Source organism: Streptomyces sp. NPDC005761 (assembly GCF_040630635.1).
Taxonomy (GTDB): domain Bacteria; phylum Actinomycetota; class Actinomycetes; order Streptomycetales; family Streptomycetaceae; genus Streptomyces.
This window is the reverse complement of record NZ_JBEXXX010000002.1, coordinates 63,634-85,728: the sequence shown is the minus strand read 5'-3', so window position 1 is coordinate 85,728 and position 22,095 is coordinate 63,634. Positions and strand designations below refer to the sequence as shown.

26 protein-coding genes and 1 tRNA gene are annotated in these 22,095 nt (G+C 69.0%); 11 read left to right on the top strand and 16 right to left on the bottom strand.

The annotated features are described in order from the left end of the window. Window positions 1–2: 2 nt before the first annotated feature. On the bottom strand, window positions 3–1,310 hold the full coding sequence (locus ABZ434_RS02530; RefSeq protein WP_359131549.1) for a serine/threonine-protein kinase: 1,308 nt from the start codon (window positions 1,308–1,310) through the stop codon (window positions 3–5). A gap of 61 nt (window positions 1,311–1,371) precedes the next feature. Then, entirely contained in the window at window positions 1,372–1,920 is a 549-nt protein-coding gene (locus ABZ434_RS02525; RefSeq protein ID WP_359131547.1) for a DNA-binding protein, read from the bottom strand. 169 nt (window positions 1,921–2,089) lie between these two features. On the opposite strand from ABZ434_RS02525, the gene ABZ434_RS02520 reads away from it, so the two are divergent. Beyond that, window positions 2,090–2,162, top strand: a tRNA-Ala gene (locus ABZ434_RS02520). 77 nt (window positions 2,163–2,239) lie between these two features. Here the strand turns inward: ABZ434_RS02520 and ABZ434_RS02515 are convergent. The 12 genes from ABZ434_RS02515 to ABZ434_RS02460 all read right to left on the bottom strand — a co-directional run bounded on the left by ABZ434_RS02515 (window position 2,240) and on the right by ABZ434_RS02460 (window position 13,106). Further along, entirely contained in the window at window positions 2,240–2,407 is a 168-nt protein-coding gene (locus ABZ434_RS02515; RefSeq protein ID WP_359131546.1) for a hypothetical protein, read from the bottom strand. Then, window positions 2,400–3,185 (bottom strand): aspartyl/asparaginyl beta-hydroxylase domain-containing protein, encoded by a 786-nt coding sequence (locus ABZ434_RS02510; RefSeq protein ID WP_359131544.1) that lies wholly within the window; start codon window positions 3,183–3,185, stop codon window positions 2,400–2,402. The genes ABZ434_RS02515 and ABZ434_RS02510 overlap by 8 nt, the downstream gene beginning before the upstream one ends. Before the next feature lie 43 nt (window positions 3,186–3,228). Then, window positions 3,229–3,942, bottom strand: coding sequence for a 2OG-Fe(II) oxygenase (locus tag ABZ434_RS02505; protein ID WP_359131543.1), 714 nt, complete (start codon window positions 3,940–3,942; stop codon window positions 3,229–3,231). Next, the gene (locus ABZ434_RS02500; RefSeq protein WP_359131542.1) at window positions 3,939–4,283 is read right to left on the bottom strand and encodes an acyl carrier protein; all 345 of its coding nucleotides are present in this window, start codon (window positions 4,281–4,283) and stop codon (window positions 3,939–3,941) included. Before ABZ434_RS02500 ends, ABZ434_RS02505 begins: the two co-directional genes overlap by 4 nt. Then, window positions 4,280–5,590 carry an AMP-binding protein gene (locus ABZ434_RS02495; protein ID WP_359131541.1) on the bottom strand — a complete coding sequence of 437 codons (1,311 nt, stop codon included), beginning with the start codon at window positions 5,588–5,590 and terminating at the stop codon, window positions 4,280–4,282. The genes ABZ434_RS02500 and ABZ434_RS02495 overlap by 4 nt, the downstream gene beginning before the upstream one ends. Continuing rightward, complete coding sequence (locus ABZ434_RS02490; RefSeq protein ID WP_359131539.1) at window positions 5,587–6,858, bottom strand: MFS transporter; 1,272 nt, start codon at window positions 6,856–6,858, stop codon at window positions 5,587–5,589. Before ABZ434_RS02490 ends, ABZ434_RS02495 begins: the two co-directional genes overlap by 4 nt. Continuing rightward, complete coding sequence (locus tag ABZ434_RS02485; protein WP_359131537.1) at window positions 6,855–7,865, bottom strand: radical SAM protein; 1,011 nt, start codon at window positions 7,863–7,865, stop codon at window positions 6,855–6,857. The genes ABZ434_RS02490 and ABZ434_RS02485 overlap by 4 nt, the downstream gene beginning before the upstream one ends. 30 nt (window positions 7,866–7,895) lie before the next feature. Beyond that, the gene (locus ABZ434_RS02480) at window positions 7,896–9,104 is read right to left on the bottom strand and encodes a hypothetical protein (protein WP_359131536.1); all 1,209 of its coding nucleotides are present in this window, start codon (window positions 9,102–9,104) and stop codon (window positions 7,896–7,898) included. Continuing rightward, window positions 9,101–9,922: a hypothetical protein gene (locus tag ABZ434_RS02475; protein ID WP_359131533.1), complete on the bottom strand. Its 822-nt coding sequence runs from the start codon at window positions 9,920–9,922 to the stop codon at window positions 9,101–9,103. Before ABZ434_RS02475 ends, ABZ434_RS02480 begins: the two co-directional genes overlap by 4 nt. A gap of 30 nt (window positions 9,923–9,952) precedes the next feature. After that, a complete protein-coding gene (locus ABZ434_RS02470) occupies window positions 9,953–11,323 on the bottom strand; it encodes a radical SAM protein (RefSeq protein WP_359131531.1) in 1,371 nt (456 codons plus the stop codon). Window positions 11,324–11,474: 151 nt separating this feature from the next. After that, the gene (locus ABZ434_RS02465) at window positions 11,475–11,765 is read right to left on the bottom strand and encodes an Os1348 family NHLP clan protein (protein WP_359131529.1); all 291 of its coding nucleotides are present in this window, start codon (window positions 11,763–11,765) and stop codon (window positions 11,475–11,477) included. 294 nt (window positions 11,766–12,059) lie between these two features. After that, entirely contained in the window at window positions 12,060–13,106 is a 1,047-nt protein-coding gene (locus ABZ434_RS02460; RefSeq protein WP_359131528.1) for a LuxR C-terminal-related transcriptional regulator, read from the bottom strand. 71 nt (window positions 13,107–13,177) lie between these two features. On the opposite strand from ABZ434_RS02460, the gene ABZ434_RS02455 reads away from it, so the two are divergent. The 3 genes from ABZ434_RS02455 (at window position 13,178) to ABZ434_RS02445 (ending at window position 14,833) form a co-directional block, all read left to right on the top strand. Beyond that, window positions 13,178–13,447 carry a hypothetical protein gene (locus tag ABZ434_RS02455; protein ID WP_359131526.1) on the top strand — a complete coding sequence of 90 codons (270 nt, stop codon included), beginning with the start codon at window positions 13,178–13,180 and terminating at the stop codon, window positions 13,445–13,447. Window positions 13,448–13,577: 130 nt separating this feature from the next. After that, the gene (locus ABZ434_RS02450; RefSeq protein WP_359131523.1) at window positions 13,578–13,781 is read left to right on the top strand and encodes a hypothetical protein; all 204 of its coding nucleotides are present in this window, start codon (window positions 13,578–13,580) and stop codon (window positions 13,779–13,781) included. A gap of 11 nt (window positions 13,782–13,792) precedes the next feature. Next, the gene (locus tag ABZ434_RS02445; protein WP_359131522.1) at window positions 13,793–14,833 is read left to right on the top strand and encodes a ParB N-terminal domain-containing protein; all 1,041 of its coding nucleotides are present in this window, start codon (window positions 13,793–13,795) and stop codon (window positions 14,831–14,833) included. A 108-nt stretch (window positions 14,834–14,941) separates the two neighbouring features. On the opposite strand, the gene ABZ434_RS02440 is transcribed toward ABZ434_RS02445, so the two are convergent. Then, window positions 14,942–15,655: a DUF5324 family protein gene (locus ABZ434_RS02440; protein WP_359131521.1), complete on the bottom strand. Its 714-nt coding sequence runs from the start codon at window positions 15,653–15,655 to the stop codon at window positions 14,942–14,944. A 380-nt stretch (window positions 15,656–16,035) separates the two neighbouring features. Between ABZ434_RS02440 and ABZ434_RS02435 the strand changes: the two genes are divergently transcribed. Both ABZ434_RS02435 and ABZ434_RS02430 read left to right on the top strand, forming a co-directional pair. Continuing rightward, window positions 16,036–16,563, top strand: a complete 528-nt coding sequence (locus tag ABZ434_RS02435; RefSeq protein WP_359131520.1) for a peptidylprolyl isomerase — start codon at window positions 16,036–16,038, stop codon at window positions 16,561–16,563. A gap of 149 nt (window positions 16,564–16,712) precedes the next feature. Then, the gene (locus tag ABZ434_RS02430; RefSeq protein WP_359131517.1) at window positions 16,713–17,612 is read left to right on the top strand and encodes a rhomboid family intramembrane serine protease; all 900 of its coding nucleotides are present in this window, start codon (window positions 16,713–16,715) and stop codon (window positions 17,610–17,612) included. A 311-nt stretch (window positions 17,613–17,923) separates the two neighbouring features. Here ABZ434_RS02430 and crgA read toward each other — a convergent pair whose 3' ends face one another. Then, window positions 17,924–18,178: a cell division protein CrgA gene (gene crgA, locus ABZ434_RS02425; protein WP_136326732.1), complete on the bottom strand. Its 255-nt coding sequence runs from the start codon at window positions 18,176–18,178 to the stop codon at window positions 17,924–17,926. A gap of 141 nt (window positions 18,179–18,319) precedes the next feature. Between crgA and ABZ434_RS02420 the strand changes: the two genes are divergently transcribed. The 5 genes from ABZ434_RS02420 to ABZ434_RS02400 are packed head-to-tail and all read left to right on the top strand — an operon-like array spanning window position 18,320 to window position 22,079. Beyond that, window positions 18,320–19,087 (top strand): DUF881 domain-containing protein, encoded by a 768-nt coding sequence (locus ABZ434_RS02420; RefSeq protein WP_359131515.1) that lies wholly within the window; start codon window positions 18,320–18,322, stop codon window positions 19,085–19,087. 25 nt (window positions 19,088–19,112) lie between these two features. After that, window positions 19,113–19,823 (top strand): class E sortase, encoded by a 711-nt coding sequence (locus tag ABZ434_RS02415; RefSeq protein WP_359131514.1) that lies wholly within the window; start codon window positions 19,113–19,115, stop codon window positions 19,821–19,823. 56 nt (window positions 19,824–19,879) lie between these two features. After that, window positions 19,880–20,068, top strand: coding sequence for a hypothetical protein (locus tag ABZ434_RS02410; protein ID WP_148019760.1), 189 nt, complete (start codon window positions 19,880–19,882; stop codon window positions 20,066–20,068). Then, window positions 20,065–20,703, top strand: coding sequence for an aminodeoxychorismate/anthranilate synthase component II (locus ABZ434_RS02405; protein ID WP_359131512.1), 639 nt, complete (start codon window positions 20,065–20,067; stop codon window positions 20,701–20,703). The genes ABZ434_RS02410 and ABZ434_RS02405 overlap by 4 nt, the downstream gene beginning before the upstream one ends. Next, entirely contained in the window at window positions 20,700–22,079 is a 1,380-nt protein-coding gene (locus ABZ434_RS02400) for a class E sortase (RefSeq protein WP_359131511.1), read from the top strand. The genes ABZ434_RS02405 and ABZ434_RS02400 overlap by 4 nt, the downstream gene beginning before the upstream one ends. Window positions 22,080–22,095: the final 16 nt, after the last annotated feature.

The following is a 22,095-nucleotide window of genomic DNA, read 5'->3' as shown; positions in this document are numbered from 1 at the left end:
GCTCAGGCCTGGGTCAGCGCCCAGATGCCCACGGCGAAGCAGATCAGCGCCACCAGCAGCACCGGGACCGCCACCTTCGGGGGCGGTCCCGGACGCGTTCGCGGTGCGTGCGGTGCCGGTGCGGGCACGGGCTGCACCCCCGGGGCCTGCGGGTGCCGGGCGGTGTAGGCGCGGGTGAGTGGCTGTTCGTGCGGGACGGCGGAGGTGGGGGCCTGCGAGGAGTCCGGCACGGCGGCGGGGAAGGGGGCCGTCGTGTGGGTAGCCGTGTGCGGGGTGAGGGGGTGCGAGGCCTGGGGTGTGGAAGGCGCGGGGGCCGTGGGCTGCGGGGGCGGGGGGAGGTGGAAGCTGCCCGTCTCCGACATGGCGGTCGAGGGCTGTGTGTACGGCTGTTGCCCCGTGGCCTGCTGTGCTGCCGCGGGCTGCTGGGGCTGTACGGGCCCTGCGGGGCCGAATCCGGCGGGCAGCGGGCCGATCTGGTCGAAGACCTCCACCGGCTCGTCGTCGGTCCCCGGCTCGGGCAGCATCTCGGCCGCGGCCGACAGGGCCTTGCGCGCGCCGGTGGCGGTACGGAAGCGGGCCTGCGGGTCCGGCTGCAGCAGCCCCGCGAGGACCTGCCACAGCGGCTCGGGGATGCCCTGCGGGGCGCTGGGTGTCCCGTACGAGGCGAAGTGCTCGACGAGCGCCTGGGAGTCGGGCTTCTGACCCTGGAGCAGGTAGAGGGCGACGAGACCGACCGCGAAGAGGTCCGCGGGGAAGTCCGGCTCGGCGCCCATCATCTGCTCGGGCGCGAAGTAACCCGGCGTCCCCACCACGTAGTTCGTCTCGGTGAGGCGGGGCTCGCCCTTGCGCATGGAGATCCCGAAGTCGGACAGCCGCAGATGCGGCCGGCCGGTGCCGGTGGCCTCCATCAGAATGTTGGCGGGCTTGATGTCCCGGTGCACGACCCCCTCGGCGTGCACCGTCGACAGCCCCGACAGCAACTGGTCGAGCAGCGTGCAGACGAACCTCGGCGGCAACGGGCCGTAATCGCCGATGACATGGGCCAGCGAACCGCCGCTGACCAGGTCCATGGTGAACAGGACCTTGTCGTCGTCCGCCGCCCAGCTCGCGGGGGCGAGCACGTGCGGGTGCTCGATCCGCAGCGCCTGCTCGCGGACGAAGCGCAGCAGCGTGTGCGCGTCGCTCTGCTGGAGGACCTTGGCCGCTACGTAACGGCGGCGCCGGTGATCCCAGGCACGCCAGACAGCACCGACCCCACCACGTCCGATCGGATCGATCAGTTCGTACCGACCAGCGAAGACCTCACCCATTGCGCTGCGCCCGCTCCCCGTTCCCGTCTCGGCCCGTGCCTGTGCCCGGTCTGTCCGTCGCCTAGTTCTGGTGGCCCTCGTAGTGCGCCACCGCGTCCGAGGTGCGTCCCGCGCCGTACACCTTGAGGAACTCTGCCAGTTCCGGGTGGGTCGGGGCGAGGGAGTCCGCCGCATCGATGATGTCGCCGGCGGCCGCGACGGACCGCAGCAGCGACTGGATCTCGCGAACCACGCGGCGCACGGTGGGGGCACCGCCGGTCGTCGTGGTCTGGCCGGTGCCGGTGAGCACGGAACCTCCCTGGGACTTCTTGATCTCTTCCATGCGGTCGGTCGCCTCTCCCGCGCTGACGCTGCCGTCCGCCACCTGGCCGGACAGTTCCTGGAGCGCCTGGACGCGCTGGACGACCGCGGGATTGCCGATCTTCGCCCGCTGGCCGCTCATGAGCTGGGAGAGCATGGGGGCGGACAGCCCGAGCACCGCGGCGAGCCTGGCCTGATTGAGCCCGAGGTCATCTATCAGCCGTCGGAAGAGCGCGCCGAGCGGCTCCCCGTACCAGCTGCGCTGAAGATCCCTGGCTCTGGCCGTTGCCTCTTGCTGCGCTGCATCCATGGCGTCTCCCCTTCGCTGCGGCTTCGCTGCTGCGAACCTCGACGTGCATCTTACGGAGAGTGGTTGCCCACCGGGAGTCCCTATCTTTTTGGAGGTTTCAGGGGGTCACCCGGTACTCTGGTCTGCGGTGGTGGCCACGACGCCGAGCGTCGGGTGCTGCTCCCTTTTCGGGGCCTTAGCTCAGTTGGTAGAGCGCTGCCTTTGCAAGGCAGATGTCAGGAGTTCGAATCTCCTAGGCTCCACAGTCAAATGCCCTCTGACCTGCGAAAACGCAGTGTCGGAGGGCATTTTTCGTGGGCGCTCGTGGCTGCCGCCGTGTTCAGGGCCGGTCTCCTTGGGGCCCGGCCTCGGCCCACGTGACCGGTCTCCTGTCCCGGTCGACGCGGCCACAGAGGGCGGCGGGCGCGGAATGGGGCCAGGAGAACGGGCCGCCGATGCCGCGGATGTCGCCGCGCGGCAGGCCGGGCGCCGGAGCGAGTTCAGGCACTCATGAACTCCTTGGACCAGAAACTGCGGTAGATCAGCTTTCGGGAGACATCCATGAGGTAGGTGATGGCCCGTACCTCGACCTCGCTGAGGTCGGGGTGCCAGAGGTCGAACAGCAGCACGGCACGCCCGGAGTCGCTGTCGTTCCACACCTCGTGCTCGAAGGAGTCGTCGAAGACGAACGTCCTGCCCTGCTCCCACTGCCTCGACTCGTCGCCCACGCGGATACGGGGGCCCTCCGGCGTGACGAGGCCGAGGTGGCATCGCAGATGGGCGTTCGTATAGCCCGTGTGGGCCGAGATGTGGGTGTGGGGGTCCAGGACCGAGAAGTACGTCATCCCGCACCCCAGGGCCCCGGGAATCGGCTCGAGGGCGGCCACGGTCTTCGGGCAGGCCTTGATGTTCTTGGGGTACGCCTTCGCCGTGTAGTACAGGTAGTGCGCGGACCAGCGGCCCTCGTCGGCGAGTTCGGTGGGATTGCTGCTCAGGGTCCGCTTCCCCTGCAGGCCGCCCAATGTCTCGAACTCGGCGGTGATGTCCGGCGCGGCGGCCTCCAGGCCGGCTGTCCACGGGAAGCGGTCGTTCTCCCACCACGGCACCGCGGAGAGGCCGGGGATGAAGAGGTTCGGCTGCTGCCCGCCGGTGGTGTGCTGGAGGACCTCGTCCCGGGCCGCGATGTCCAGGCCCTCGATGACGCGTGCGACGGAGGACCGGTCGATCCCCTCCTCGTCGATCCACCGCTCCAGGTAGGCGGGGCTCTGGGTGATCCACGGCTGCATGTGTGCCTCCATTCGTAGGGGTGCGGTGCGGTCGGTACCGCTTTCAGTCGGCGAGGATCGCCGTGAGCTTCTCGCGGGCGCTCCCGGGGCCCGCCGAGCGCTCGGGGCTCAGGGACACGAAGCCGGTGAGCGAGCGACGCAGGGTGTCCCCGGCGGTCGGATCCACCCGCCCGATGGTGTGGACGGTGTCCGACTTCACCAGGACGAGCCGGTTCGGCCGGGGCACGATGGCCACCGGACTGGTCGTGCTCCGTTCGATCCGCCTCTCCATCCGGAGGACCAGGTCGCTCTCCGCGTCCTCGGCGGCGTCCGACGGCTGCGGTTCCTCGTCGATCAGCTTGAGTTCGCCACCCCACGACGGTCGCCACCGGTCGTGGAGGAACAGGATGAACTCGCCCTTGCGGCCACGGCCCGCGTCGTTGTGCCAGCCGAGACGGCTGCCGGCCGGGTACTTCCAGAACGCGAAGGCGATCCTGTTCCAGTCAGTGCTCGCCTCGCCGAAGAAGTCGCTGCGCGCGCGCACCGCACGGCCCAGCTCCTCGTACGCCTTCGGCCGGCCGCCGACCTCCAGGGAGCCGAGCTCCTCCTTGAACCGCACGCCCTTGGAGCGGAAAGCCGGACCGTCCTCGTCCGATATGACGCTCTCCCTCCGGGTGAACGTCGCGCGTTCCATCAGGCCCTGGGCGGCGGAGAAATCCGGCTCACTCAGGAAATCATCGATGATGATGAAGCGCTTTCCGCGCTGAATCTCCCTCATGTGTCCCAGCCTTTCCGTCCATGCGTGTTCGTGTTCTCGTCCATGAGGTTCCGGGCGGCGAAAACCGCCTCACCCCATCCCGCCACACAGCGGCTCTCCGGCCGGACAAGAACCTGGTCGGGTATTTCCGTACCGCTGGCGTCCTCGATCCTGGAGGCGAGCGCAGTCCAGTCGAGGGAGTTCAGGCCGAGCAGGGCGAGGTCGAGGGAGCGCAGTTCGGCGTTCCCGACCAGCTCCCCGGCTTCCGGTGCGGATATGCCCCGTTCGGCCAGCGCCTGGACGACCAGGTCGGCGACCAGGCGTTCGCAGACGTCACGCCCGGGCGAACCGTGGGAGTTCATGCGGCCTCACTTCCCTTCCGTACCATGTCGGTCAATGCGTTCCGGTCAGGTTTTCCCACCACGGTGCGGGGCATTTCCCGGCACACGAGGACGCGCGGAACAGGTGACCCATCAGAATGTTCGGCCAGCGCCGCGACCAGATCCGTCCCGGCCGGATTCCCCTCGACCACCGCATGAAAGTCCTCGATTTCCGGGCTGTCGGTGCGGGGGAGGACGAGCAGAAAGACATCCCGTACCCCCGTGACGGCCTGCAGGGATTTCGTGATGCCGTCCGTACGGACAAATCTCCCGTTCAACCGGAGCGGGCCACGGACCCTCTGCACGAAATGCACGGAGCCGTCGGTGCCGTGCCGGACGATGTCCCCGCTGCGCCATTCCCGGGTCGGCTGCACGGGGTCGCAGAGGTAGCCCTCGACCGGTGCGGGCAGCCGCAGGACGAGCTCCCCACGCGCTCCCGGCGGGGGATGCAGGATGTCGACGCCGGAGACCGGCCGGCCCATCCCGCGGTCCCCGAAGAAGGTGCCGCCGGTCTCCGAGCAGCCGTATCCGCGCAGGAGCGGTACCCCGAACCGCTCCCGGAACGCGGCGTCGAGATCGTCTCCGATCCGGCCGGCGCCGGCCATCACGGCGCGCGGCCGGAACTCGCCCTGGCGTCGGGTGCCGGTCAGCAGCCGGGCCAGCGGCGGGGTGAGGGCGAGGACCGATACCTCGCCGGAATCGAGCCTGCGTGCCAGGGTGCCCGCACGGACGAAGGGGGTGACCTCGATGTCGGCTCCGGCGAGCATCGTGCTCATCGCGACTCCCCAGCCGAACGAGTGCACCAGCGGGACGGGCACCGCGACCCGGTCGCCGGGGGTGAGGGCGAGCCCGATGCGGTAGCCCTCGGCCTCGCAGAGCAGGCTCGCCACGCCGCGTCTGGTCGCCTTCGGACGGTCGGTGCTGCCCGAACTCAGGTGCAGGACGGCGGTGGTGGCAAGCCCGAGGTCCCCCTGCTCCCCGGTCCGGGGGACCACGGTCAGATCTTCGGTCACGCGGCAGGCGCCACGGGTGGCCCCCAGGGGCGGCTCCCCCGCCTCCGGCACCGGCAGGGGGACCGCGTCCAGCCGCCACGCCGCCACGGCGGCAGTCACCAGGGCCCGTCCCGTCAGGCCGTTGAGCACCACCACGTCGCCGGGTCCCACCCCGGCCGAGCGCAGACGGTCGACGAGGGGCTGGAGTGAGGAGCCTGCCGCGTCGAGGGTCTCATCGTTGACGCGCACACCCTGGGACAGGATGCGCCGGGCCAGTTCCGGACGGCCGCTGCTCATCGGATGCCCTCCACCACCGCAGGCCGCTCCCCGCCCACAGCGAGGACCTTGTCGATCGTGAGGATCGGCAGGACGGTGACGACGCTTCCGACCACCCCGATCCACAGCGTGGGAACGACACCGATCGCCGTACCCAGCCAGCCCGCCGCGATCGCGGCGACCGGCATGCTGCCCCACACGACGAAGCGGATGGAGGCGTTCATCCGGCCGAGCAGGTTCTTGGGGCAGAGCTTCTGCCGCAGGCTCACCTGGGTCACGTTGTAGAGCAGCGCCCCGACCGTGAGCCCGAACTCCCCGACCAGCAGGACCGCTCCGGCCAAGGCCTTGCTGGAGTCACTGACCAGGACCGCCAGCGGGCTGGCCGCGGTGAAGAACGCGGCGGTGAGCAGCCCCGCCGACATGATCGTGCCGAGGCTGAACCGCTGCCGGGCCCTGGGGGCGAGCATGGCTCCCAGTACTCCGCCGATGGCGCCGAAGGTCATGATCAGCCCGAGCATGAACGCGTCGAAGCCGATCGTGGTCATGACGAGGACGGGGACCAGGGTGGCCACCATCGTGGCAAAGAAGTTGGACACGCCCATGGAAACCGCGAGCCGTCTGATGACCGGCTGATCCCGGACGAAGCGCAGCCCCTCCCCGATGTCCGCCGCCAGCCGGCCCTTGGTCCGGGGCGCCAGATCGGACTTCTGCTCGCCGTCCTTGGTGGCCGTCAGACACAGGAAACTGAAGAAGTAGGCGAAGGAGTCCATCAACAGCACGACGGGCGCGCTCACGACGCGCATGAGCAGTCCGGCCAGCGCGGGCCCGGCCAGGGTGGACACCTGGGAGGTCGCTTCGAGACGTGCGTTGGCCGGAGCGATGTCCTCCTCCGGGACGAGGACGGGGACGTAGGACTGGTAACCGACGTCGAAGAAGACCGTCACCACCCCGACGACCAGCGCGACCGCGTACAGCGCCCCCATCCCCAGGCCCCCTGTGAACCACAGGAGGGGAAGCACGAGGACGGCCAGCGCGCGGACGAGGGCGGCCCACATCATCGTCCGGCGCTTGAACATCCGGTCCACCCACGCTCCCGCGGGCAGGCCTATCAGGAGATAGCAGACCGTCGAAGCGGCGCCGAGGATGCCCACTTCCCGGCTGTCCGCGTGCAGGAGCTCGATCGCTGTGACGGACATGGCGAGCGTGCCGATGCGCGCACCGAACTGGGAGAGCGTCTGCCCGAACCAGAACCGTCCGAAGTTCGTGGACGTCACGGAGTACGTGCTCACGAGGCGTACTTCAGCGCATCGCTGGTGGTGGGTGCGTCCAGGAAGACGGAGCCCCTGGTCCGCATGCCGGCTTGCGCGACCAGCTCCTGGACGTGCTGCTTGCGGACCACGTAGCGGTCCTTGCCGTAGATCAGGTAGCGACTGAGATCGGCCTCCCCCGTGAAGTTCACCGTCATGACGTTGGCGCCGGCGGCCAGGCCACGGGACTGGCCGCCCTGCGACGTCTTCTCCAGCGCGCTCACCGAAGGAATGAGCAGGGAGGGGAGATGCACCCGGAGTGCGGCGAGCGCGTTGAGCGCGAGCTCGTTGGATCCGATGGGGGCGAGCTGCAGGGGGGTGTTCGGGGCGGGCACGAAGGGACTCACGCTGCACATGTGGACGCCGAGCGAGGCCGCCAGCTCGATGTCGTCGACGATGCTGTCGAGACTCTGGCCCGGCAGGCTGGAGATGAGTCCGGTACCCACCCGGTAGCCGAGGTCCAGCAGATCCCGCATGCAGCGCAGACGTTCCTCCAGTGACTCGTGACGCAAGGCCTCGTGCAACCGGGGGTCGCTCGTCTCGTGCTTGAGGATGTAGCTCGTTCCGCCGAGCTCGCGCAGGCGCTCGTACTGTCCTCGGCGCATGTTCCCGAGGTTGAGCAGGATCTCCACGCGCCCGTCGAAGAGTTCCCGGATCCGGGGCATGGCCTCCTCGACGGCGGAGAGGTTGCGCGGGGTCTCACCACCCTGGACGAGGATGATGTCGATGCCCGCGTCCCGGATCTCACGCGCCCTTGCGACGATGTCGTCGCTGTTCATGAAGTAGCGGTCGTTGTCACTGGTGTTGTCGCGCCGCATCGGGCAGTAGTCGCAGTTCACCCGGCACACGTTGGTGATCTCGATGACACCGCGCAGTACGACGGTCGGTCCGAAGTGCTCCTCCCGGAGCCTTCGGGCCTCGGCGAACAGTTCTTCCTGGGCCGCGCCCCGGGCTGTCAGACACCCGCGGATCTCGGATCGCGTGAGCATGTCGCACCTTCTTCCTGTCAGTCTGTCGGTTCAGCGCTCGGGGACAGCGCAGTGCACGATCTGTTCGGCGACGAGACCCGGGTCCGCCGTGTCGCGATAGGAGTCGACGACGGTGGGCAGATCCGGAGCGAACCGCACCGACGAGGCGGCGCCGTTGACGGAGATCTCGCAGGTGGCTCCCGCGGCGAGCCGGTCACCACGGAGGTGGAGCGTGACCTGACGGGCCCCGCTGACCTCCACCTCGATGCGGTCCGCGGACGTCCGGACCGCGTGGACCTCCGCGGCCCGGCCCGGCGCGATGCCGCCGACTTGGACCCAGTGGGCGCGGCCGTGCCGGTCGTCGTCGGCCCGGTGACGTATCTCGTCCGGCTGTGCTGTGCGACGCGTACCGCCCAGCCATTGCTCGAGGCGGGTGAAGAGCGGGCTGTCCGGCTCGAGACCGAGCGTCTCCAGGCCGTGGCCGCCACCGGCCACCTCCTCGTACCGGAGGTTCTTGTGGCCGAGCGCGCGCAGGGTGTCGACGGACTCACGGTCGAAACGCGCGGGTATCTGCTCGTCGGCGCTGCCGTGGACGACGAACAGGGGCAGCGGCAGGGTGTTGGGAAGCAGGGCCCTGGTCCTCCTGTCGGTGCCGAAGGACTCCCAGACCGAAAGGGCTCCGTTGATGGGGACGGCGGCGGAGAAGGAGTGCCGAAACCGCATGCCCAGATTCCAGGTCGCCAGGCCCCCCATGGACACCCCGGCGAGAACGCACCGGTCCGGGTCGGCGTCGAGCGTGGTCCGCGCCCATCGCAGCGCCGCCGGTAGGAAGTCCGGGCCCGACAGGTCCCAGCGCGGCTTGTGGAACCGGCTGCCGAAGATTCCCGCGACGTCGAGGTTGTTCGAGGGCCGGGCGGGGAGCTGCGCCGTCGGGCAGAGGACGGCCAGGGACAGTCTCTCCCCGAGTGCGGCGAAGTACGGGAGTATCTGCTCCCCACTGCCTCCGACCCCGTGCAGGACGACGAGGACTCCCGGGCGCCGGCCCGCGGACCGGGGGACCCGGACGGCCATGTCCGTACGGCGGCCGTGGTCGTCGTGCAGTTCCACGGTCCCGGACCAGGCCTCCCGCGGGCGCTCCTGCGACCCCTCCAGCAATGCGCGCAGTGCGCTCGCGTCGATCTTCCGGTCCCGCAGTTCGGCGAGGACGGCTGCCCGGTCGGGAAGCAGGCACAGCGCGCGTGCTTCGTGCGGCGGCATCATCTCCGGCCAGCCCCTTCTGTGACGGCTCCGGGCACGAAGCGCAGGATTCCCAGGCGGACGGGGGTACGGCTCAGCCGCCGCGCCTTGACCGCTGCCAGACGGAGAGCGGCGGAGAGGTCCGCCGCCGGCATGGGGAACTCCAGGAAGCGAGCCCCTTGCGCCCGCGCCAGTGGTGCGGCGGCCGAGACCAGCTCTCCGAGGTCCGCGACCGACTCTCCGGGAAACCCGCTCAGCACCAGACGATGCCGGTCCAGGACCCAATGGACCCGGGCAGCACCCTGGGTGGGGCCGCGCTCGTCGTCATCGGCGACGGCATCGGCCACGAGAGGCGTCTGCGTCGCCCGCCCCGGCAGTTCGAGTACGCGGCCGGGATGTCCCGGTACCGGGACGTGTGCCGGCCGGTCCCCGTCCTGGACAGCGACCTCGAAGCGGTGGAGCAGGGGCCCGGAGGTCCGCAGACGGAGCATCCGCGCGAGGCCGGCTTCCGGCTTGTGCGGTTCGACCCAGGCGGCGACGCCGGCGTAGCCGCTGTCGCGTGCGTGATCCCGTATCGCGAAGCCGAGCTCCAGGGCGGCGCCGCTTCCGCGCGCTGATTCGTCGACGAAGACGCCCTTGAGCAGGAGGTGACTGCCCCATCGCATGCTGCGGTGAACGGCGCTCAGGCCACCGGCGGGTGAGGTGAGCCCCATCCAGAGATAGTCGTCGTCGACGGTCAGTTCCCGGGTCAGCACGGTGGCGTCGAGCCCCTCGAGCGTGACGATCCGGAGGATCTCGTCGGCGTCGGCCGGCGTCAGCCGGCGCACTCGGCCGGTGGTCATGAGCATTCACCTACAGATGCGTGGGGGCGGTCACACGAGCGGCAGTTGCCGGCTCAGCGCGAGGTACGGGAATTCCGTGGGTGCCGCGTCCTGCAGCTCCGGGGGGAGCGGGACCTTGGTCATCCGCTTGCTGGCGCTCCGCGCGGCCATGAAGTTGATCAGCACGCGGGCCGGCATGAAGCGCTTGTCGAGGTCCTTGATGATCCACGAGAACAGGTCGGGATGGAACGGGTAGAACGTCGGGTCCACCAGCTCGGGGTCGGCCATGCCGAGTTGCCGGGCCATTCCGGTCTGCGGCAGCACCCGGTATCCGACATGCATGACCAACTCGCCGTCCTCCAGACGCGAGTTGATGTACTCGGCGCTGTTCCGGATGCTCTCGCGGTCCTCACCGGGGCCGCCGAATACGACGTTCACCCGCGCGGGGATGCCGTGCCGTCGGCACCGCTCGAGGCACCGGTCGACATGGCGGGTTCCGAAGGTCTTGCCCAGGAGCTTCATGACGCGGTCGTCGAGGCTGTCGGGCGAGATGACGACGAATTCGACATTACTGAGCGCGAGCAGTTCGGCGAACTCGTCGTCGAACGGCTTGGGGGTGAAGTACGCGGACCACGTCAGCCCCGGCAGCTTCAGGTCGGTGATCAGCCGGACGACGTCCTTGGCATAGCGGAGTTCACTGTTGAAGATGCCGTCGGTGAAGAACACCCGGCGGATTCCCGATGCGTGGATGGCGCGGAGCTCCGCCGCGATGAGTTCCAGCGGCTTGAGATCGCCGGAGTTCTCGCCGGTGATGTACGCGTAGGGGCAGTAGACGCAGCCCTGGTAGCAGGTCTTACGGCGGGTCTCCACGCCGATCATGGCCTCGTCGAACCGTGTATAGGTTTCCATCAGCGACCGCGGGTGCTGAAGTTCTTTTGTCATGAAGGCGTCGTAACGCCGGCCGGTGAGGTTCTGGTGCGAGCCCCGGTACAGGTCGGGGGCGGCCAGGATGTCGAGCATGCTCTGCTCACCGGGGCCGACGACACCGACGTCGAACCCGAGCCGCTCCATCAGCTGGTCGGCGAAGAGGCTGTAGCCCGGCCCACCGCCCACCAGGAGGGGCTCGCGGCCGCCGAGCGCCTGGCGCACCCGGTCGAGGAACGCCTGGTAGTGCGTGACGTGGCCGTCGCAGGACATGTCGATGGGGTCGATGTTGCGGATCGTGAACCCGATGACGTCCCACGGCTCGGCCACCCAGGACAGATCCTCGACGGCCGCGGGGTTCTCGACGAAGTCGATCAGCCGGGTCTCGTGGCCCGCGTGATCGAGGGCATCCTGCACGCACCGCAGGCCGATGGGGAAGATCGGTTCATTGCCCGGCATGGGGAGACTGGCCAGATTGACGAGGGCGACGCGGGCCATCTTCGGTCCTCCGGAATTATTCTGCGAGGGACGGTCAGGTGAACAGCGGGGATAGACCGCAGAAGTGCGGCCTATCCCCGGCACAGGTGTTTTTCACCCTACGCATCGATCAATACTGAGAAATGATGCGCAGAATTTCTGTGACTTCAGGTCACGCGCAGGAAGGCGCGACCATCTGGTGCAGGAAGTCGGAGTCGACGAGGTCGAAAAGCGCCTCGCAGAGCTTGTCGAAGCGCTCCGGGTCGGTCGCCATGAGGACCTCGATCGCGTCCTTCTCCATCAGCATTCCCGCGCCGTCGAGAGCCTCACGGGGGTTGTTCGCCAGGCGGCTCGCGAAGTTCTCGTCGTAGCTGAGACGGCCGATCATCGCCTCCATGGTGTGCGCAGCCTTGTTCGCGTCAAGGATCTGCTCGGCGGTGTACTCGGCAACCTGCTGAGACATTTATGTCTCCTTCTCTTCCCCGAGTTCAGGGATAGGCGGGCTGGACGAGGAGAAAGCTGACACGGACGAAGGTGTTCAGTCAACGAATATCGTTCCGCAGGGATCCGCGTCCCGGCGGAGAAAAATTTGATGAACGGTTGAACAGGGGTTGTTCAACTGAAAGGTGTGAGCGGTTGAACGCCGGTGCTCAACCGCTCACACCTTTCGTTTGAACGGGCGCCTCGGCAACGGAAAGCCGTGCCCGGCCGGACGCATGGCGCCCAGCCGGACACGGCTTCGGTGATCCTTCGCCCGTCAGTCGGCGTGCTGTGCCAGGAGGCGCCGTTGCACGGCGTGGACGCCGGCCTGGAACCTGCTCTCCGCCCCCAGGTGGGCGAGCAGGCTCGCCGCGGTCCTGCGTACCGTCCGGGTCGAGACCCCCAGACGGTGGGCGATCGCCTCATCGGTACGGCCCTCGGCCATCAGGTGCAGTACTTCGGTCTGCTGCTTGGTGAGCCCCGATTCCGATCTCGGCTCCGGACGCACACCAAGGGGTCGCGCAGACTGCCATACGCTGTCGAAGAGCGTGCACAGGAGCGTGATCGTTCCCGGGTTCTCGACCAGGACCGCGCCTGTTCCGGTGTTCTCGCTGTCAGCCGCTATGAGGGCGGTGCGACGGTCGATGACGATGAGCCGGTTGGGCAGTGTGGGAGTGGTGCGGATGTGAGCGCCCTGATTTACCAGCCATTCGGCGTGGGCTACCGTGTGTGCATCGCGCCGAATGCTGTCGAGATATATGGTGCGCATCCGCACCCCTCGGCTGAGGAGTCTCATATTGAGAGGGCGGGAACACGCCGTGTTCTCCGGGGTCTGCGCACCACCTGGAGCGAACGTCAAGAACTCTTCCCGGACCTGATTGTTTATGATTTCGAGCTGCTCCCTGATGGCTTCTATTCCAGAAATGTACTGGAATCCTGAGCCCGCCCCGGGAGCGTGATTATGGGCGTACATGGCAATGGCGTCCGCGACCGCCGCACGGCTGGATTCGACATGCTGCTGATGCGCTGTCAGCTCTGCCTGCTGCCTAGCGAGCAGGGCCTCCAGGCCCAGAAGGGGATTGACCGCACGTATCTGTGTTCGATATGCCGTCGATTGCTGGACCAGTGCGAGACGGCTCAGTCGGTCCAGTGCTTCGCGTGCTTCGTGCTCCGTGATTCCTAGCGTGGCCGCCCAGTCGGCGACATCCGCTTCCGGGTGGGTGAGCATGGTCCTATACACGGCTTCTGCGGTCGAATCAATACCCAAGTCGGATAGCAAGTGGAATCTCCCCCCGGGGAACACTGTCCATGTGAGCTCACTCAAGTTTGCATGCTACATGAACCCCTTATTAGTGCGGAGTGAGAGAAATGGTCTATCTCGTTCATATTCATCTTGTGCCGCATCCGGCCGGCGCCGGGCTCCCCTCGGACACGGCCGCGGCCATTGCCGCGGCCCTTCCCGATGACATGGGGATCCGCCATATCTCCGTACACTCCTCGGAAGGCGAGGCCCCGGTCGTGGGCGTCTACCTGGAGTCCCGGACGCTGGCGCTTGCCGAGTCCTCGGCGCGCGCCCTGTGGGCAGCCGCGGCCGACACGCTGCTGTGGCTGCGCGAGTGGCCCCTTCTCCACGCGGAAGTACCCCTGATGCCCGCCGCGTACTGAGTCCTTGTCCCTTTGCGGACATGGCCGCTTTGCTCACCCCCGAAGCCGTTCTCTTCACCCTTGGCCGAGGCCAGACTTGATCACAGTTCGAGCAGCGAACGAGGGCTTCCGACTCAGGGGGAAGAGAACGATGACTGCACGTCGAATGGCGCTTCTCACGGCAGCGATTGCGGCCGTCCTGTCCGTGGCGGGCGGTGCGGCGGCCACCCAGTCGGCGCACGTGGAGACCAGCCTGGCCGACTCGGGCTGGCAGGCACCGGTTCCCGCGATGCATTCCGCTTCCGCCGAGCAGGACCCGGCCGTGGTGCCGGGAGACGACTCGGGCTGGCAGTAGTGGCCGGGCCGGTGCGGGCTCAGGAAAGCGATTCCGCTTATCTGCTCGGGCTGCGGGACGGTCTGCACAGGATCCCGGTGGTCGATGTCCCCCTGCGGGATCTGAGGGTCGAATCCTCCCCACGCAGCCGCGTGGAGACCCCGGAACACACCCGCACCCTCGCGGAGGCAGGAGAGGACCTGCCGCCCGTACTGGTGCACCGTGCGTCGATGACGGTCATCGACGGCATCCACCGCCTGCGAGCCGCGCAGGTGCGGGGCGCGGCCAGTATCGCCGTCCGCTACTTCGACGGGAGCGCGGAGGACGGCCTGCTCCTGGCCGTGGCCGTGAACGGCACGCACGGTCTGCCCCTGTCGGTCAGCGAACGGACCGCGGCTGTGAAGCGCATCGTCACGGCGCATCCGGAGTGGTCGGACCGGTCCGTGGCCAAGCTGGCGGGTCTGTCCCCCGCGAAGACGGCGGAGATACGACGCACTCAGTGCGGGGACGTCCCGCCCGGTGTCGCACGGGTGGGACGCGACGGTCGTGTCCGGCCCCTCGACTCGGCGCGGCGCCGTGAACGGGCCGCGGAGCTGCTGAGGGAGAGCCCGGAGGCGTCCCTGCGGCAGATCGCGAAGAAGGCGGGCATCTCCCCCGCCACGGTCGCCGACGTCCGGGACCGGATCGCGCGGGGCGACCCCCCGGTCGCACCGGTGCGTGGGCCCCGCACCGCGGTGACCACGAGCGGCGCCGCGCCGGTCCCCGCCGAGGCGGCGCCCGTGGACCCCGTGGAGATCTGCAGCCTGCTGCGGCGCGACCCCTCCCTGCGGCTCAGCGAGGCCGGCCGCGCCATCCTGCGCCTGCTGGACGCGGGGGCCGTGGTCGCGAGGAACAGAGAGGACATAGCCGCCGGTCTGCCGTCGCACTGCAGGGCATCGGTGGCCCGGCTCGCCCAGGTCTACGCGGAGAGCTGGCAACTCTTCGCCGCCGAACTGCAGCCGGCGGACGCCCGGCCCACGGGCAGCCGCTTTCGCCGGGGCGACGAGCCTGTCCGGGGCGCGCGGGCGTCGTAGGGGAACGCCGGACGGGCGCCGGAGGACCCGTGAGGTCCTCCGGCGCCCGTCCGTCCGGCGATTCGTCCGGCTGTGGAGATGCCGGGCCGGCCACTGTCCGGCGGCAGGTCAGGGGCGGTCGTCCGGGTCCTCGTCGTCCACGATGCCCTCGGCGTCGGCCTGCTTGGCCTGGACCTCCGGGTCCAGGATCGAGCGGTCGCTGCCGTCGACCGAGGACAGCGGGTCGCGGTCGTCGACCTCGGTGGGGGCCGGGGGCTCGACCAGCCAGTCAGGATTGGCCTGCTTGTCCCACCACCGCCAGACGGCGTAGGCGCCGCCCGCCAGGATTCCGGCCACGGCCAGCCCCTTGAACGCCCGGCCGCACTTGGCGCGCCGGTCGTGCTTCCGGGCCAGCTTCCTGATCTCCTTCGCCGTCACCTGCCCGCGCAGGGCGGCCAGTGCGGCCGCGCTGCGGGCCGTGGCCTCCTCGGCCACGGGCTGCGCGGTGGCGAGGGCGTGCTCGAAGCGGGGGACGGTGTAGTCCGCGGCGCTCCGAGCGGCCTGGCGGGTGCGCAGTGCGGCGCGCTGCGCGGCCTCGTCGACCTTGGGCGGCACGTGTGCGAGCGCGCCTTCGAGACGGGGTGCGAGGTGCGCGTCGTACTGGATGCGGGCCTGCTGGGCTGCCTTGGACATCTTCGGCGCGAGCAGTGTGCGAGCCTCGTGCGCATAGTGAACGGCCTGTTCCCTGGCCGAGTCGGCGTAGGGCGCCACCACTACCGCGGCGTGCTGCACGCTGTCCCTCGCCGAGTCGGTTGCGGCGCGCACGCTGTCGATGCGGGTCACGGGATCCTCCTCCTTGGTGGCGGGTAGATACTCCGCCTTTCCACCCAGATCGAGATCATGCCTGCACGGGACCTATGCGGCACGTGGGGCGGGCATCCGGGTCATTCGGGCCATCAGGGATGCCCCAGGGCAAGCAGGTGCAAGGGGAGCCTGCCGACGACAATGCCACGGTTCGGTCCGCCACGCGCTGGTTCGTCACGCACTTGGCCGCATTTGTTCCTGTGCCGTTTCCGCCCGCCGGTGGGGAAGCCGCAGGCAGGCGGCCTGTGTGGGGGAGGAATGGTGCGTGGGCCGTGTGGGGCGCAGCCGGGCCGGGCGCCGGGCGGGGTGGACCGTGCGAGGATCGGCTGACGTCAGATCAGACTTACGGAAGGCAGATCGTGGCCGAGCAGCTTTACGCCACCTTGAAGACCAATCAGGGCGACATCGAGATCCGGCTTCTGCCGAACCACGCGCCCAAGACGGTCAAGAACTTCGTCGAGCTCGCCACCGGTGAGCGCGAGTGGACCCACCCCGCGACCGGGGCCAAGTCCAAGGACCGGCTGTACGACGGCACCGTCTTCCACCGGGTCATCAGCGGCTTCATGATCCAGGGCGGCGACCCGCTGGGCAACGGCACCGGCGGCCCCGGGTACGAGTTCGGTGACGAGTTCCACCCCGACCTCGCCTTCACCAAGCCCTACCTGCTGGCGATGGCCAATGCCGGCCCGGGCACCAACGGCTCGCAGTTCTTCGTGACCGTGTCGCCGACCGCCTGGCTGACCGGCAAGCACACCATCTTCGGTGAGGTGGTGGACCCGGCGAGCCAGAAGGTGGTGGACGCCATCGCGGCCATCCAGACCAACGCGCGCACCGACCGCCCGGTGCAGGACGTGGTCATCGAGTCGGTCGTCGTCGAGAAGCGCTGATCGCCCGACGTCACCTGCCGGTCACTCTCCGGTCCTCCCGCCGGGAACCAACCGCCCTGTCTGTCCGTACTTGATGAGAGACGCGGACGCGCAGGGCGGTGCCGTGTTCGCCACGACGAGGACCGAGGGGACCGGGAATGATGGGACCGATGGACCAGCAGCCGCCGGGCGGCCAGGACCCGACCTCGCCCGTCGACGGCCCGGTCAGCTGTTACCGCCACCCCGGCCGTGAGACGGCGATCCGCTGCACCCGCTGCGAGCGGCCGATCTGCCCCGACTGCATGGTCAGTGCCTCGGTCGGGTTCCAGTGCCCGGACTGTGTGCGCCAGGGGGCCGGTACGGGGCACCACCCGGCTGCCGCCCGGCCGCGCACGCTTGCCGGCGGCTCGGTCGCGGCCGACCCCCGGCTGATCACCAAGATCCTGCTGGGGATCAACCTCGCGGTGTTCGTGGCGGGGCTGGCCAACAGTGCGCTGGTCGACGATCTGGCCCTGCTGGGCCGGGCGAACTTCTACTACGGCGGTCCGCCCGAGGGTGTCGCCGAGGGGCAGTGGTACCGGCTGGTGACGTCGATGTTCCTGCACCAGGAGGTGTGGCACATCGGCTTCAACATGCTGGGGCTGTGGTGGCTCGGTGGACCGCTCGAAGCGGTGCTCGGCCGGGTCCGCTATCTCGCGCTCTATCTGCTCTCCGGGCTGGCGGGCAGCGCTCTGACCTATTGGCTCGCTGCGGAGAACCAGCCCTCGCTCGGTGCTTCCGGCGCCATCTTCGGTCTGCTCGGCGCCACCGTCGTCCTCATGCGCCGGCTGAACTACGACATGCGTCCGGTGTTCATGCTCCTCGCGCTCAACCTGGTCATCACCTTCAACCCCTGGGGCGGAATCGCCTGGCAGGCGCATGTGGGCGGACTGGTCGCGGGCGCGCTGATCGGGATCGGCATGGTGCACGCGCCCCGCGAGCGGCGGAACCTCGTGCAGTTCGGTACCTGTGCCGTGGTGCTGGCCGTGGTGATCCTGATCGTCGCCGCGAGAACGGCCTCGCTGACGTAGCCGTGCACAAGCGTCAGCCCGATATGGACCGTTTGTGATCGAAGTTGTCCACAGCCTGTACCCGATCTTGTGTATTCCGCGGGTACAACTGTGCCCCTTGCCGCTGAGCTGGGTTTTTCCAGCTTTTTCCAGCTAGGACAAGGGGCGTGCCACCCGCTTCGAAGGGTGGCTGCAGTCACACCGGCGTCAACGACCGAGGAGTTATCCACAGATCGTCTGACCTTTTCCCCCGCCTGTGGATAACGCTGTGGGTAACTCAGGGCAGGGGTTGCGGGGCCGGTGCCCGCTGTGGTGCTAGGCGGTCTGCGGTGCTACTTCCACTGGGTCGATACGCCGAAGCCGCCGGCGATGAAGCCGAAGCCGACCACGATGTTCCAGTTCCCCAGCGAGTCGATCGGCAGATCGCCGTCGGTCACATAGAAAACGACGATCCAGGCCAGGCCGATCAGGAACAGCGCCAGCATCACCGGCGCCACCCAACTGCGGTTGGTCAGCTTTATGTTGGTTGCCTGCTTCGCCGGAGGGGGCGTGAAGTCGGCCTTCTTGCGGATACGTGACTTCGGCACGAGGAACTCTCCTGTCGATGCGCTGCGTGACCGCGCAGGGAACTGTGGCTGGCGCCGGGGCTGGGCGCGAGGGGGAATGCTGCCTCCCCCGGGCGTCCGTTAGCGTAGTGCTTCCGTGGCGCCGAAGGAGATAAGGGTACGTTGAGCAATTCTGCCGACTCTCCCCCAGGCCCGGTCCGGCGCACCTTCCGGCATCCGGCCAAAGTGCTCACGGCTGCCGTTTTCGCCCTGGCCGGCCTCATCTTCGTCACCAGCGCCAATACGGCCAAGGGCACCAATATCCGTACGGACTCCTCACTGCTGAAGCTCTCCGATCTCATTCAGCAACGCAGCGAGAAAAACGCAGCTCTGGACGAGTCCGCCGCCTCCGTGCGCGACGACATCGACACCCTCGCCCAGCGCGACGACGGCAGTACGGAGGCGGAGGACGCCAAGCTCAAGGCGCTGGAGCGCGCGGCCGGCACTGCCAAGCTCTCCGGGCGGGCGGTCTCCGTCACGCTCGACGACGCTCCGCAGAACGCCACCGCGAGCCCCGGTTACCCCGAGCCGCAACCCAATGACCTGGTCATTCACCAGCAGGACCTCCAGGCCGTCGTCAACGCCCTGTGGCAGGGCGGTGCCCGCGGCATCAAGGTCATGGACCAGCGGCTGATCTCCACCAGTGCGGTGCGGTGCGTCGGCAACACCCTGATCCTCCAGGGCCGGGTCTACTCCCCTCCCTACAAGATCACCGCCGTCGGTGATCCAGGAAAGCTGGAGCAGGCGCTCGACGGCTCCCCGGCGATCCAGAACTACCTGCTGTACGTGAAGGCCTACGGGCTCGGCTGGAAAGTCGACGAGCACGGGGCGGTGACTCTTCCCGGGTACTCGGGCACAGTGGATCTCCACTATGCGGAGCCGGTGAAGTAGCGAGCAGCTGCGGGGAGGCCGCCCGGTGTCGGTGCGACTGATCGTCAGGACGTTCAGCGAGCTGTGCATCACCGTCGGCGCTCTGATCATCCTCTTCGTCGTCTACGTCCTGTTCTGGACCGGGGTGAAGGCCGCGGGCGCGACCGAGGGGCAGATCGGCGATCTGCAGAACGAGTGGGCGCACGGGACGGTGGCCGCACCCGCGCCGCCGGACTCCGCGAAGGCCCCGGAGCCGACGGCCCCGGCCGCCGCCCCGAGGACGTACCGCGACGGGAAGCCGTTCGCGATGCTCTACATACCCCGCTTCGGGAAGGACTGGGAGTGGCCCGTCCTGGAGAACACCAAGGTCAAGACCTTGCAGAAGGGTCTCGGGCACTACCGGGGCACCGCGGCGGCCGGCGCGACCGGCAACTTCGCGGTGGCCGGGCACCGGCGCACGTACGGCGATCCGTTCAAGGACTTCCCGAAGCTGCGGCCCGGTGACGCGGTGATCCTGACGGACGGGACGACGTGGTTCACGTACCGCATCGACAGGAAGCCCTACCGGACCGTGCCGAGCGATGTCGGGGTCATCGACCCGGTTCCCCGCAAGTCGGGCTTCGACGGCCCGGGCCGGTATCTGACGCTGACCACCTGCGAGCCCGAGTGGGGCAGCAGCCACCGGCTGATCGCCTGGGCACACCTGGACGCGACCCAGCCCGTGACCGGCGGCAGACCGGCAGCTTTCCACAGCTGACCCATGACGATGCCCCAGGCCTTTAGTCTGGTCCCGTACCGAATGAAGGGGTCAGCATGTACGGCTGGATCTGGCGGCATCTGCCGGGCAACGCGTGGGTGCGTGGGTTCATTTCGCTCGTGCTCGCCCTGGCGGTTGTCTATGTCCTGTTCCAGTACGTCTTCCCGTGGGCGGAGCCGCTGCTTCCGTTCGGCGACGTGACTGTGGACGGGGACGGCACGAGCGCGATGGGGGCCGGCCGATGAGCGCCCGCATCCTGGTCGTCGACAACTACGACAGCTTCGTCTTCAACCTCGTGCAGTACCTCTACCAGCTGGGCGCCGAGTGCGAGGTCCTCCGCAACGACGAGGTCACCACCGCCCACGCCCAGGACGGATTCGACGGAGTCCTGCTGTCGCCCGGACCGGGCACCCCCGAGCACGCGGGCGTCTGCACCGACATGGTGCGTCACTGCGCGGCGACCGGCGTCCCGGTCTTCGGTGTCTGCCTGGGCATGCAGTCGATGGCGGTGGCGTACGGGGGCGTGGTGGACCGCGCCCCCGAGCTGCTGCACGGAAAGACGTCGCCGGTGATCCACGGGGGCAGAGGCGTCTTCGCCGGTCTGCCCTCGCCCTTCACCGCGACCCGCTACCACTCCCTCGCAGCCGAGCCGGGCACGGTGCCCGAGGAGCTGGAGGTCACGGCGCGGACGGCCGACGGCATCATCATGGGGCTGCGCCACCGGGAACTGGCGGTCGAAGGGGTCCAGTTCCACCCGGAGTCGGTGCTGACCGAGCACGGCCATCTGATGCTGGCGAACTGGCTGGCGCAGTGCGGTGACGCCGGGGCCGTCGAGAGGTCGGCGGGACTCGCGCCGGTGGTGGGCAAGGCCGTCGCGTGACCCCACCCCGCCACGGATCCGACGCCGGACAGGACGGCCCGTACGAACCGGGCGGGTTCGAGGGCGCCGGCGCGTTCGAGGCGGCGGTGGACCACCTGGCGGACCCACTGAACGACCCGCTCCCGGGGCGGCACGCGTCGCCCTGGTTCCTGGCGGAGAGCGCCCCCGGCGAGCAGGCGGCCACGGACGGCCGTGGGGCCGGGGAGCCAGGCGTCGACGTGGCATCGCCGCAGGCGTCACACGGGCCTCAGACGGCCCAGGACCCACCGCGCGAGTGGTACGACCCCGAGGGATACGAACGGGACTGGTACGGCCACCAGGAGCCTACGCAACCCCCGCCCGCCACCGCTTCGCCCGCCCCTCCCGCCGAGCCGCTGCCACGCCACGACGAGACCGTCGCGCTGCGGAAGGCGGAACCCCGGCGCGTGGTCGTCACCGACCAGGCGGTGACAGCGGTCCTGCCGGTGACCACGATCCCGCCGCAGCCGGACCGCGATCGCGATGCCGTGACGGCGGGCGCCCCCGAACCGGAGGTCTCGGGTCCGGCCACCGGCGGACGGGCCGAGCGGCGTCGCGCGGCCAAGGGCAGGGGGCGCAGGCGGGTCGACGGGCAGCCGGAGACCCCGGCTGCCGACGGCCGGGACGCCGTACCCCCGAAACCGATGTCGCGCGTCGAGGCACGACGGGCGGCCAAGGCGGCCAAGGACAGCCCCGCGGTCGTCGTCAGCCGGGTGGTCGGCGAGCTGTTCATCTCGCTGGGCGTGCTGATGCTGCTGTTCGTCACGTACCAGCTGTGGTGGACGAACGTGCGCGCCGACCAGATCGCCGGCAAGGAGACCCACAAGATCCAGAACGACTGGGCCAAGGGCAAACGCAGTCCCGGTGTGTTCGCCCCGGGTGAGGGCTTCGCCATCATCCACATCCCGAAACTCGACGTGGTCACGCCGATCGCCGAGGGCATCAGCAAGGAGAAGGTCCTCGACCGCGGCATGGTCGGGCACTACGGCGAGGAACCGCTGCGCACGGCGATGCCCTCGGACAAGCAGGGCAACTTCGCCCTGGCCGGCCACCGCAACACACACGGCGAGCCGTTCCGCTACGTCAACCGGCTGAAGCCAGGCGACCCGATCGTGGTCGAGACACAGGACGCGTACTACACGTACGAGATGACGAGCGTCCTTCCGCAGACCTCGCCGTCCAACGTGTCGGTCATCGGCGCGGTACCGCCGCAGTCGGGGTTCAAGAAGCCCGGCCGCTACATCACCCTGACGACCTGTACGCCCGAATTCACGAGTACGTACCGTTTGATCGTCTGGGGCAAGATGGTCGACGAACGGCCGCGCAGCAAGGGAAAGCCCGACGCGCTCCTGGACTGAGCGGGCCGAACGACTT

Bases quoted from the DNA above. Each gene is read 5' to 3' on its own strand.
- ABZ434_RS02530 (WP_359131549.1), bottom strand. From the start codon at position 1,310: ATGGGTGAGGTCTTCGCTGGTCGGTACGAACTGATCGATCCGATCGGA.
- ABZ434_RS02525 (WP_359131547.1), bottom strand. From the start codon at position 1,920: ATGGATGCAGCGCAGCAAGAGGCAACGGCCAGAGCCAGGGATCTTCAG.
- ABZ434_RS02510 (WP_359131544.1), bottom strand. From the start codon at position 3,185: ATGCAGCCGTGGATCACCCAGAGCCCCGCCTACCTGGAGCGGTGGATC.
- ABZ434_RS02505 (WP_359131543.1), bottom strand. From the start codon at position 3,942: ATGAGGGAGATTCAGCGCGGAAAGCGCTTCATCATCATCGATGATTTC.
- ABZ434_RS02500 (WP_359131542.1), bottom strand. From the start codon at position 4,283: ATGAACTCCCACGGTTCGCCCGGGCGTGACGTCTGCGAACGCCTGGTC.
- ABZ434_RS02495 (WP_359131541.1), bottom strand. From the start codon at position 5,590: ATGAGCAGCGGCCGTCCGGAACTGGCCCGGCGCATCCTGTCCCAGGGT.
- ABZ434_RS02485 (WP_359131537.1), bottom strand. From the start codon at position 7,865: ATGCTCACGCGATCCGAGATCCGCGGGTGTCTGACAGCCCGGGGCGCG.
- ABZ434_RS02480 (WP_359131536.1), bottom strand. From the start codon at position 9,104: ATGATGCCGCCGCACGAAGCACGCGCGCTGTGCCTGCTTCCCGACCGG.
- ABZ434_RS02475 (WP_359131533.1), bottom strand. From the start codon at position 9,922: ATGACCACCGGCCGAGTGCGCCGGCTGACGCCGGCCGACGCCGACGAG.
- ABZ434_RS02470 (WP_359131531.1), bottom strand. From the start codon at position 11,323: ATGGCCCGCGTCGCCCTCGTCAATCTGGCCAGTCTCCCCATGCCGGGC.
- ABZ434_RS02465 (WP_359131529.1), bottom strand. From the start codon at position 11,765: ATGTCTCAGCAGGTTGCCGAGTACACCGCCGAGCAGATCCTTGACGCG.
- ABZ434_RS02450 (WP_359131523.1), top strand. From the start codon at position 13,578: ATGACTGCACGTCGAATGGCGCTTCTCACGGCAGCGATTGCGGCCGTC.
- ABZ434_RS02430 (WP_359131517.1), top strand. From the start codon at position 16,713: ATGGACCAGCAGCCGCCGGGCGGCCAGGACCCGACCTCGCCCGTCGAC.
- ABZ434_RS02410 (WP_148019760.1), top strand. From the start codon at position 19,880: ATGTACGGCTGGATCTGGCGGCATCTGCCGGGCAACGCGTGGGTGCGT.
- ABZ434_RS02405 (WP_359131512.1), top strand. From the start codon at position 20,065: ATGAGCGCCCGCATCCTGGTCGTCGACAACTACGACAGCTTCGTCTTC.